This is a genomic window from Psychrobacter sp. AOP31-B2-9, assembly GCF_052378005.1.
Taxonomy (GTDB): Bacteria; Pseudomonadota; Gammaproteobacteria; order Pseudomonadales; family Moraxellaceae; genus Psychrobacter.
In genome coordinates, this window is sequence record NZ_JBQSXG010000117.1 from 1 (window position 1) to 9,784 (window position 9,784).

Here is a 9,784-nt window from a genome sequence, read left to right on the forward strand (position 1 = left end):
TTATAGACGCTTTATACACAGTGTCAATACTTTATTTAAAGGTTTTTTATTTAGTTTTATGCCACTTTTAATAGGCTAATACTTTCAATGGGTTAGCCCGCTTAAAGTCTTAATTCTTATAAACGATTATTATTAGAGCTTACCTATCTTTTTAAAGAAGTCCTTGTAAGCAGCGACTTTTTTATCTAAGGATAAAGGGTAGGCCCGTGAAGTGGATGGTAATCGATATAAAGTTAGATTATTCACGTCAGTTTTTTGATGATCTGCACTCTGCCACTCGTAAGGATAGTCCATACTCTGATTGGTCTTTGGATATTTAGATTTGGCCGGTGGATTATTCAACAAATTCAGCAGTACTTCAGTCGCTTTACCGCCTGTTGTGAACAGTGTCTCCACCTTTGGCACTTGCGTCAAAATATTATCTAGATCGACTGGCGTCACCACCGTTAAGTTTTTATCCGAAGCATTGCCTGTTTCGCGAATGGCTTGCTTAACAGTTGGACAAGACGCGATCCCGCGCTCAAACATGAAGGCGCGAATACGCTCTGGGTCAAAACGCTTCTCACCCCCTACTCGAAAATAATCTGCATCATCAAAAAACACGCGCCCATAGATGCGCCACATATCGTTATAAAAGTTTGGATAATGGAAGCGCATTGCCCATTTTTCACTGGTCGGTGGAAATGTGCCCATCATCATAACCGTCGCATTGGGCGGTAAGACAGGTGGAAACGGATGCGTTTCTATTTCTGCTGCTCTCGTTTCAGGCAATATCGAGTTGGTATCAGGATTATCATTCGTATGAGATGAGCGCGTAGTCATAAGATTCTTCATCAGAAAAGTGGTTTTTTTGGTATCATAGCAAGCCTAAACACTACCTCATTTAGAATCATACTATATAGTTATATTTAACTGGTTTAGTTAGCTTACTAAGCCTAAATAGTTAGGCTTTGACGGCAGCTGTGAACGCAAATATTGTCATTGCGCTAAGTGAACACTGCTGCACAGTAATGTAAGCAACTAATTGGCTTTACTGTGCAGAGCCTTACTTTACTATTTATATGCTAGCGATGCAGTTTGAGAGCGGTAGGTGTTTGTATCCTTTATATTAATAGCAACCGCAGCAATTGCGTAAGCATCAGCCCAAAATCAAGAGAGTACTCATGAGCGACTTAAATAACGATTTACAAATTACAGTAATCGACCATCCACTAGTCCGTCATAAACTTAGCTTAATGCGTGAAAAAGACTGTAGTACTTATAAGTTTCGTACGTTAACCAAAGAGCTTGCCCGATTGATGGCGTATGAAGCCAGCCGTGACTTTGAAATCGAGACTTTCCCAATGCAAGGTTGGTGTGGTGAAATTACTGGTGAGCAAATCATCGGTAAAACGGCGACTATTGTACCGATTTTGCGTGCAGGTATTGGCATGCTTGATGGGGTGCTCGATCTCATCCCTACTGCTAAGATTTCTGTTGTGGGTTTACAGCGTGATGAAGAAACGCTACAGCCAGTGCCTTTCTTTGAAAAATTCGTCAGCCACATGGACAAACGCCCTGCGCTCATCATTGACCCAATGCTAGCCACGGGCGGCTCAATGGTTGCGACCATCGAGATGCTAAAGAAAAATGGCTGCACCAATATCAAAGCACTCGTATTAGTGGCCGCACCTGAGGGTGTGCGCTTGGTCAATGAGGCGCATCCTGACGTGACAATCTATACCGCTGCGCTAGACAGCCATTTGGATGAGCATGGTTATATCATCCCAGGTCTGGGTGATGCTGGTGATAAGATTTTTGGTAAACAGTTATCAAATAAATAAGTAATTATCTAGAGCATATCTCTAACCTGAATGATAGGCTCTAGATACACTATTTAAGATACACTAACTTAAGGCGCACTAACTTAAATAGTGCTCATAAACATTATGACAGAAGCATACAACCTCAATGATAAGGATGGATGATGAACGTATTAATTACAGGCGCAAGCGCGGGTTTTGGTAAGGCACTGGCTGAACGTTTGGTGGCAAACGGTCACCAAGTGATTGGCTGTGCTAGACGCCTTGATAAACTCAATGCTTTGGCAGAGACTTTAGGTGAGGCTTTTTTGCCAGTCGTTATGGATGTGAGCGATACCGACACTATCCCTCAAATTATCGCTGACTTGCCTGAAAAGTTTCGTCAAATTGATGTGTTGGTAAATAATGCTGGTTTGGCACTGGGTACTGAGCCTGCTCAAAACGCTAAGTTAGAAGATTGGATGCGCATGACTGACACCAACATCAAAGGCCTGATGGCATTAACCCATGCGGTATTGCCAGCGATGGTTGCCCGCGATAGCGGTTATATTATCAATGTTGGTTCGATTGCTGGTAGCTGGCCTTATTTTGGTGGCAATGTATATGGCGCGACTAAGGCTTTTGTGAAGCAGTTTAGCTTAAACTTGCGTGCTGATTTATTGGGAACCCAAGTCCGTGTTACCAATCTTGAGCCGGGTAATGTCGGTGGTACTGAGTTTTCGAACGTACGCTACCACGGTGATGATGCTAAAGCTGCACAGGTTTATAACGGGTTCAAAAATATGACTGGCGATGATATTGGTGATATTTTAATATGGCTTATCGAGTCGCCTGCACATATCAACGTCAACCGCTTAGAAGTGATGCCTGTTGCGCAAACGTATAATGGACTGACGATTGCAAAAGACGACAGTTAGTCAGTATTAAGCGTTAACATCATTACTATCAGGCCGTCACACAGTATCTTATTTTGATACTGTGTGACGGCCTATTTTTTGGTCATTTTTACCGCTGTTTTGTGATATGGTCAACTTTCTTATTTGTGGACGCATTTATTTATCTATCGATGATCAATAAATGAGACTTCGCAATCACTCATACTGTTATTTATTAATAATTATAAGGACACTTTAATGGCTAATGCACCGCTAACGTTGACGCTAGAATGGTTTTTAAATCCAGACCATCTGCCTTTTATTGCCGGTATTCATACTGGTGCTTATTCTAAGGCGGGGCTTGATATTAATATGATAGAGCCTACAGAACATTATGATGGGTTTGCAGAGCTAGAAGCAGGCAATATTGATTTGCACGTGAACGAGCCGATTCATTTATTTGAGCATTATTTTGAAGACTTAAAAGCATTGGGCTGTTTTTTTGTGACTGATGGCGGCGTGCTTATTAAGCAAAGCAGCCTTGATAAATTGCACAATAACCAACCGATTCGTATCACAACGCCCGCATCAAACCCTATTACCAATAAAATTGGCTTTGAGATTTTAAGCCGCTATGCCAAGAAAAATGGTTTTGTGCTAGATATTGATAATGTGGATTTTGTTGAAACCGATTTTCAACATCTACAAAACTTACAAGAAGGCGATGCCGCAGGTGAATTTGATGGTGCATGGTTATGCTTTTATAATTTTGAAGGCATTGAAGCCAATTATGTTGGGCTTGAGTATACCTTTATCGATCAGCATCTATCACCGTATCCTAATTTTTCGGCATTGGAGCTGATGACCACACATAGTATCTGGCAAGAAAAGTCGGACGCATTGACACAGTTCGTCGCGGTTAGTACAGAAATGGCACAGCTATGTATCGACAATCCTCAACAGGCACGCGAGATTTATTATGGTTATACGGGCGAGGCGCCATCAGCATTAATGGATGACATTATCAATGATACGCTAAAACGCTTGATAGCACCTATCAAACCAAATGCCGAGCGCTGGACTACCCTACGCGAGATGCTAGCAACATTAGATATCGCTAATATCAGTGACGCCAATTATGCCAAACTGTGGCAGTAATATAGTCCAACTCATGTAAATTCGCTACATCGTCACCCTTGCTAGCCATACTCATGTATGGCTTGTACTCGGTTTCTTTGTATCGAAACTATGTGAACTTAACTATAGCGCTGTGCCACGTCATACATAGCCAATATAAGCCAATGATATCCCATATGTTCAAAACGACATTTAAAACGCCTGAGCAGTATCAATTACAAACCACTCATGTCACGGCGACTGATGGTACACCGTTGCCCGTTTCTATCATTGGTAAAGGTAAACCTGTCTTGCTGCTACACGCTTTTGGGATGGATGCGCGGCAGTTTTTGCCGTTCATCCTACCGTTGACTCAGCATTACCAATTTTATCTGCCGCACTTTCGAGGGTTTGGGTTGGCCAGTAATCTAATGTTGCCAACGTTTGATTTTATTGAGCAATATGCAGAGGATACTCAGCAAGTATTTGAGTATATGCGTGAAGAAACTGGGGTTGAGGCATTTCATGTGGCTGGAATCTCCATGGGCGCGTTGGTCATGTGGGCGTATTTTCAGCGCTTTGGTACTCAATACGTGAGCCGCTATTTGAATATTGACCAAGCACCGATTATTCACAATCAGCCTGATTGGCAAGGTGGCGGCGTATTTGGCACGCGGCAAACCGAGTTATTTGCGCAGTTCACACGTTTGATCACTCATGCAGCACCTTATATGCAGGTGGAGCAAGTTGATAGTTTTCGGCATCTACCTTATCAATTAAAAGAAAATTTATTGACAGTGGAACGCTCGTTTTCGCTGCTTTCTGTCGGTACCAAGCCTTCACAGATATTGACAAAAACTTTGAGTTATCGCGCACCACATAAAATCGCTCTGATGAAACACGCCACGTGGCAGCACAAACTGCGCTGCCTGTCTGCTTATGTTGAGCTGCCCTACGATTACCGAGCCGTATTGCCAAGGGTAAATATTCCGACCACGCTACTGATCGGCGGGCGTTCGCAGTTATATGGCGCAGAGTGGCAACAACGTTTGGTTACCATGCTGCCCAATGCACATAGTATTGTTTTACCAAAATCAGGACATGCCGTACCAATGGATGCGCCCATCGGGTTTTATAAGGTGTTAAGGCAGTTTTTGAGTAGTTGAACTTTAAAACATTGGTGTGAATAGATAGAAAAAAGCGACTTTCAAAGTCGCTTTTTTGTTAAGTCAGCGGTGAGATATGTTCGCAGAAAACTGAAACTAATCGTTTAAGTCTTTAATCAATTCAAACCGTGGTATTTGCTTGCCATCTACCATAACTGTTTCAGTAAACATCGTTAAGGGACGAACCCACACGCCATATTCACCGTATAGGCAACGATAAACCACAAGCGATTCTTCGGTTTCTGAATGCTGCGCCGTATGCAATACTTGATAGAGACTGCCTTTGTAGTGGCGGTAAATGCCTTGGGATATTATGATAGCTTAAAACCTCATACCTAAGTGAGTGAAGACGTCTAACCAATTGCTACAAGGAATATTTTTATAACGACAGACATCAGGAATTTTTAATTGAGTCTGTTTGCTTAAAACTGGATTAGTAATATCTTTATTAAAGCCCTGTTCACTAGTAATAACTTTCGCATTCTTGATGGATGCTACTGAGATGTTTGATAAGTCTTCATCTAAATTATCTAGGAACGTTTCTCGCTTTTTAGTGATGAAAGGCACATTGCTAGCCAAATCTCCTTTTAAGCTAATTAGATCTTGAGCATAATCACTGTTTCTTATTACATCTACTTTAAGACGTCTTATGAAATCATCGTAATTGTTTCTAGGATAACCGAACTGAGTAAGCTTCCCTTCAACTTCCTTATTAATATGCTCGGATTGAATAAAACGTATTTGCCCTGCCATAACAGCAGATTCTAGTCCATCCCATAAACTTGTAAAAGAATCATTAGGGTAATAACGATAGCATATATCTAGTAACGCATTAGTATCCACACAACACATTAATGTCATTATGTAAAAGCCTTCTTCTCTAGATGGTCTAGATCACTCATTTTTTCAATACCTAGAATTCTCATAGCACTACCTAAACTCAGTGCATCCTCCCAAACGGCTGAAAACACTTGCTGAATATAAATCTTACCAAAATGATTATAGGTAGTGTGTTTTTTATAACTGACTCTAAAACCACTATCCTTTTCATCCATTTCTTTCTGCTTATTAGCAAAATATGTATTTAATTCGTTCTGTGAGATTTTTCCTATTTGCTTTAACTGTATAGCGATAGCATCATAACTGACTTTAATAGCTTTTCGAATGTACGCAATATTCTCAGTTAATTGCTTTTTTTCATCGTAAATTTTATTTATAACTGAAGTAGGAACTAATACATGGCCTGCTACTTCATTACAATAACTTTCAGTACTATTATCAGCTTCTAAGATATGACCATCTAAAGCACTTTGTCTTAGACCTAAATGTACTAGTTCATGAATTAAAGTAAAGAGCTTTCTCGATGGAGTCTGACCAGATGTAATAATAACTATAATAGGTAATACGTCATAGTAAAGAGATAAACCTTCTGAACCGATACTAAGTCTAGATTTCTCTAGAACTAAAATATCTTTTTTCTCTAATAATAAGCGCCATGATTTATAGTAGTCGCTCCCCTCAACAGTCAGACGAGCGTTATCCACATCTAGGAAATCTCGAATACGTTGAGCATCTTCCTGTGCATCATTCCCTAATAAGCTTAACTGGAAGTCTCCAAGATTTTCTTCGATAGCATCGTATACATGTAATAGATTCTCTCTATCTTTATAAACTTCACTGATTAGCTTATTTAGCTCATATAAATCCTCATCATCTGAGTTTTTATCTGAGTAGTTTCTATGATCAATATACTTTGGAATATTTTTACTATAGAGCTTATCCATTGTGAGATAATGGGTAGGTACAATCAGTATTTTGGCAATACTCTCTAATTGTTTCACAGTGAAAACTTCGGATTCTGTTTCACCTATGAGAACTTTCTTCAAATTAGTATTCGATTTTTTGGCAAGCAAATCTACAGATAGCGACATCTGTTTTCGATAATGAGTTAAAGCTTTAGGAGAATGTGTCACTAGCTGACGACTTGCCATATATGTCTATAGTTCCTAATCAAATAAAAGTAAAAATATAATTAATATTATATCTTTATTTATAGCTCAAGTTTGTAAATGTGTTATTTTAATTTAACCCACCGTCACTTTTGCATAAGCCTTTTTGCCAGCCTGAATCACGACCGTCTGACCTGAGGTTAAGCTAAAGCCACCATCAACGACTTCGCCATCTACTTTGACTGCGCCACGTTTTACCATGTCTTTGGCTGCTGAGTTGTTTTTGGTCAGTCCCGCTTGGTTTAGAATTTGCGTGATAAATAACGCATCCTGTCCTTCTAAATCTAAGGTAATTTCTGGCAAGTCAACTGGTAGCTCGCCATCTGCTAAGACGTTACCGGCAGATTTGTGGGCATTGGCAGCGGCATCAGCGTCATGGAAGCGCTCGATTAACTCTTCGGCTAAGATACGTTTGATTTCTTGTGGATTGCGACCGCCTTCCATTTCATTCATTAAGCCTTCAATTTCTTCCATTGGCTTAAAGCTTAAAAACTCAAAGTAACGGCGAATCAAAGTATCCGGCATTGATAACAGTTTTTGGTACATAGTACCTGGTGCATCATAAATACCAACATAGTTGCCCAATGATTTAGACATCTTGTTGACACCATCCAACCCTTCTAAGATTGGTACCGTGATGCATACTTGCGGCTCTTGACCGTAGCGGCCTTGTAGCGTGCGACCCATCAAAATATTGAAGGTTTGATCAGTACCACCCAGCTCAACATCCGCTTTTAGGGCGATAGAATCATAACCTTGCACCAGCGGATACAAAAACTCATGTATGGCAATCGGCGTTTGTGCTGCATAGCGTTTAGAGAAATCATCGCGCTCAAGCATACGTGAGACGGTCAATTGGCTAGAAAGCTGAATCATGTCACCCGCTGACATATCCTTGAACCATTCGGAGTTAAAGACAATCTTGGTTTTTTCTTTATCCAAAATTTTAAAAACCTGTTCAGCATAAGTCTGCGCATTAACTTTGATTTGCTCATCGGTCAATGGCGGACGTGTGCTGTTTTTGCCAGAAGGGTCGCCAATTTTGGCCGTATAATCACCGATTAAGAAATAAATCTCATGACCCAAGTCTTGAAAATGCTTAAGCTTATTGATCAACACAGTATGACCTAAGTGCAAATCAGGTGCCGTAGGGTCAAAGCCTGCCTTGATGCGCAATGGGCGGTTCAGTTTCAACTTCTTAACCAAATCCTCTTCAGATAGGATTTCCTGTGTACCGCGTTGAATTAAGGCAAGTTGTTCTTCTAGGGTGTATGTATGCTCAGTCATGAGAGTCTCTATATTGTCTTTATTAAAGGGTTACAGCGTTTGAATGATTTAGAATCTCGTCGCTGTCAAAAGATGTTAGAATTTGGCAGATATATTAGCGTTTTTTAAGGTAAATTGCCATGACTAAGCTGCTGCCTGCAGATGAGAGAAAAGATACTTCTGATTTTAGTGCTGTCGCTGACAGACAGACTGAGTTGGGGTCCGATATAGAATCAGACTTTTTATCACTGTCCGATACGCTTGAGCAGACCCTTTTTGAAAGTTTTGACGATGGTCTGTATATTGGTATGATGTCAGGAACCAGCTTGGACGGCATGGATGCTGTACTATGCCGCTTTTATGATGATACAACGACACCCATGCAACTGGTAGCGAGCTACAGTCAGGATTTTCCGCAGCGCCTACGTGAGGTTCTGTTGGCTTTGTGCCAGCCCAAAGGTGTGAGTCAGTTAACGCCAACTGACGATGAGCCCAATAGCGAGCTGGACTGGTTTGGTTGGGCAAGCAAACAGTATGCTGAGTTTGCCAGTGATGTGGTCAATACGCTACTAAAACAATCAAATATAGATGCCGATGCCGTACTGGCCATTGGCTGTCATGGTCAGACCGTGCGCCATCGTCCGCAGATGGGATTCACATTGCAATTAGTCGATGCCAATATCATCGCTGAGCGTACAGGTATCAGTGTGGTTAGTGATTTTCGTCGTCGTGATATGGCCGTTGGTGGTCAAGGTGCGCCATTGGTACCAGCATTTCATCAAGCACTGTTTGTCACGCATGACAGTACACGCGTGTTATTGAACTTGGGCGGTATTGCCAATATTACCGTTTTGCCTGCCAATGGAAAAGATCAAGTTATTGGCTACGATACTGGGCCAGCCAATTTATTATTGGATGCATGGTCATTACTACATACTGGTAAAGATTATGATGCAGATGGTGCATGGGCGCAGTCGGGACAAGTGATTGAGCCATTACTTAACCAACTGTTGGAACATCCATTTTTTATAAAACCTTATCCCAAAAGTACGGGGCGTGAAGATTTTAATTTGGCATGGCTACAAGATGAGCTGAGTACATTTGAGTCAAAAGATACTGGCACAAGCTGCTCAGCCACCGATATACAAGCAACGCTCACTGAATTGACCGCCATTACTGCTAGTATGCAAATCAAACCTTTTGTAGAACAACGTGATAGTGCTGTATATATTTGCGGTGGCGGCGCGCTCAATGCCTATTTGTTGACGCGGTTGCAAGCTCACTTACCACAATGTAAGGTGACGACGACTGCCGAGTTAGGCCTAGATCCTACATGGGTAGAAGCCGTTGCTTTTGCATGGCTAGCTCAGCAAACTTTAATGGGAGAAACGGGTAACCTGCCTGCGGTTACTGGCGCAAGTAAAAATGTGGTACTGGGGCAAGTCTGTTTTGCTTAGTGAGCTGTTTATTCTAATGCTGGCTAAAGTTTAATTTTAGCTGGCATTGCTATTGATACAACGACTTTACTTATCGTAATTTATTGAAAATTT

The 9,784-nt window shown here is 41.2% G+C and carries 10 protein-coding genes; 5 read left to right on the plus strand and 5 right to left on the minus strand.

The features are described from left to right. Positions 1 to 132: 132 nt before the first annotated feature. Complete coding sequence (locus tag ACT3SX_RS11700; RefSeq protein ID WP_442070083.1) at positions 133 to 699, minus strand: DNA glycosylase; 567 nt, start codon at positions 697 to 699, stop codon at positions 133 to 135. Between the two features lie 464 nt (positions 700 to 1,163). On the opposite strand from ACT3SX_RS11700, the gene upp reads away from it, so the two are divergent. The 4 genes from upp to ACT3SX_RS11720 all read left to right on the plus strand — a co-directional run bounded on the left by upp (position 1,164) and on the right by ACT3SX_RS11720 (position 4,959). Continuing rightward, on the plus strand, positions 1,164 to 1,823 hold the full coding sequence (upp, locus tag ACT3SX_RS11705) for a uracil phosphoribosyltransferase (RefSeq protein ID WP_192520168.1): 660 nt from the start codon (positions 1,164 to 1,166) through the stop codon (positions 1,821 to 1,823). A gap of 143 nt (positions 1,824 to 1,966) precedes the next feature. After that, positions 1,967 to 2,719 carry an SDR family NAD(P)-dependent oxidoreductase gene (locus ACT3SX_RS11710; RefSeq protein WP_192520167.1) on the plus strand — a complete coding sequence of 251 codons (753 nt, stop codon included), beginning with the start codon at positions 1,967 to 1,969 and terminating at the stop codon, positions 2,717 to 2,719. Between the two features lie 216 nt (positions 2,720 to 2,935). Then, positions 2,936 to 3,835: an ABC transporter substrate-binding protein gene (locus ACT3SX_RS11715; protein ID WP_192520166.1), complete on the plus strand. Its 900-nt coding sequence runs from the start codon at positions 2,936 to 2,938 to the stop codon at positions 3,833 to 3,835. 155 nt (positions 3,836 to 3,990) lie between these two features. Next, positions 3,991 to 4,959, plus strand: a complete 969-nt coding sequence (locus tag ACT3SX_RS11720; protein WP_192520165.1) for an alpha/beta fold hydrolase — start codon at positions 3,991 to 3,993, stop codon at positions 4,957 to 4,959. A 96-nt stretch (positions 4,960 to 5,055) separates the two neighbouring features. Here ACT3SX_RS11720 and ACT3SX_RS11725 read toward each other — a convergent pair whose 3' ends face one another. From ACT3SX_RS11725 to tyrS, 4 genes are all read right to left on the minus strand, one after another. After that, positions 5,056 to 5,277, minus strand: a complete 222-nt coding sequence (locus tag ACT3SX_RS11725; protein ID WP_192520169.1) for a DUF1653 domain-containing protein — start codon at positions 5,275 to 5,277, stop codon at positions 5,056 to 5,058. Positions 5,278 to 5,280: 3 nt separating this feature from the next. After that, the gene (locus ACT3SX_RS11730; RefSeq protein ID WP_192520164.1) at positions 5,281 to 5,802 is read right to left on the minus strand and encodes a DUF4411 family protein; all 522 of its coding nucleotides are present in this window, start codon (positions 5,800 to 5,802) and stop codon (positions 5,281 to 5,283) included. A 17-nt stretch (positions 5,803 to 5,819) separates the two neighbouring features. After that, positions 5,820 to 6,950: an ImmA/IrrE family metallo-endopeptidase gene (locus ACT3SX_RS11735; RefSeq protein ID WP_192520163.1), complete on the minus strand. Its 1,131-nt coding sequence runs from the start codon at positions 6,948 to 6,950 to the stop codon at positions 5,820 to 5,822. A gap of 93 nt (positions 6,951 to 7,043) precedes the next feature. Then, entirely contained in the window at positions 7,044 to 8,255 is a 1,212-nt protein-coding gene (gene tyrS / locus ACT3SX_RS11740; RefSeq protein ID WP_192520162.1) for a tyrosine--tRNA ligase, read from the minus strand. 119 nt (positions 8,256 to 8,374) lie between these two features. Here tyrS and ACT3SX_RS11745 point away from each other — a divergent pair, with 119 nt between their 5' ends. Beyond that, positions 8,375 to 9,691, plus strand: coding sequence for an anhydro-N-acetylmuramic acid kinase (locus tag ACT3SX_RS11745; RefSeq protein WP_192520161.1), 1,317 nt, complete (start codon positions 8,375 to 8,377; stop codon positions 9,689 to 9,691). The last annotated feature ends 93 nt before the right edge of the window (positions 9,692 to 9,784 follow it).

Excerpts from the sequence above, each read along its gene's own strand:
- ACT3SX_RS11715 (WP_192520166.1), top strand. The coding sequence starts at position 2,936 with ATGGCTAATGCACCGCTAACGTTGACGCTAGAATGGTTTTTAAATCCA.
- upp (WP_192520168.1), top strand. The coding sequence starts at position 1,164 with ATGAGCGACTTAAATAACGATTTACAAATTACAGTAATCGACCATCCA.
- ACT3SX_RS11735 (WP_192520163.1), bottom strand. The coding sequence starts at position 6,950 with ATGGCAAGTCGTCAGCTAGTGACACATTCTCCTAAAGCTTTAACTCAT.
- ACT3SX_RS11720 (WP_192520165.1), top strand. The coding sequence starts at position 3,991 with ATGTTCAAAACGACATTTAAAACGCCTGAGCAGTATCAATTACAAACC.
- ACT3SX_RS11700 (WP_442070083.1), bottom strand. The coding sequence starts at position 699 with ATGATGATGGGCACATTTCCACCGACCAGTGAAAAATGGGCAATGCGC.
- ACT3SX_RS11745 (WP_192520161.1), top strand. The coding sequence starts at position 8,375 with ATGACTAAGCTGCTGCCTGCAGATGAGAGAAAAGATACTTCTGATTTT.
- ACT3SX_RS11710 (WP_192520167.1), top strand. The coding sequence starts at position 1,967 with ATGAACGTATTAATTACAGGCGCAAGCGCGGGTTTTGGTAAGGCACTG.
- tyrS (WP_192520162.1), bottom strand. The coding sequence starts at position 8,255 with ATGACTGAGCATACATACACCCTAGAAGAACAACTTGCCTTAATTCAA.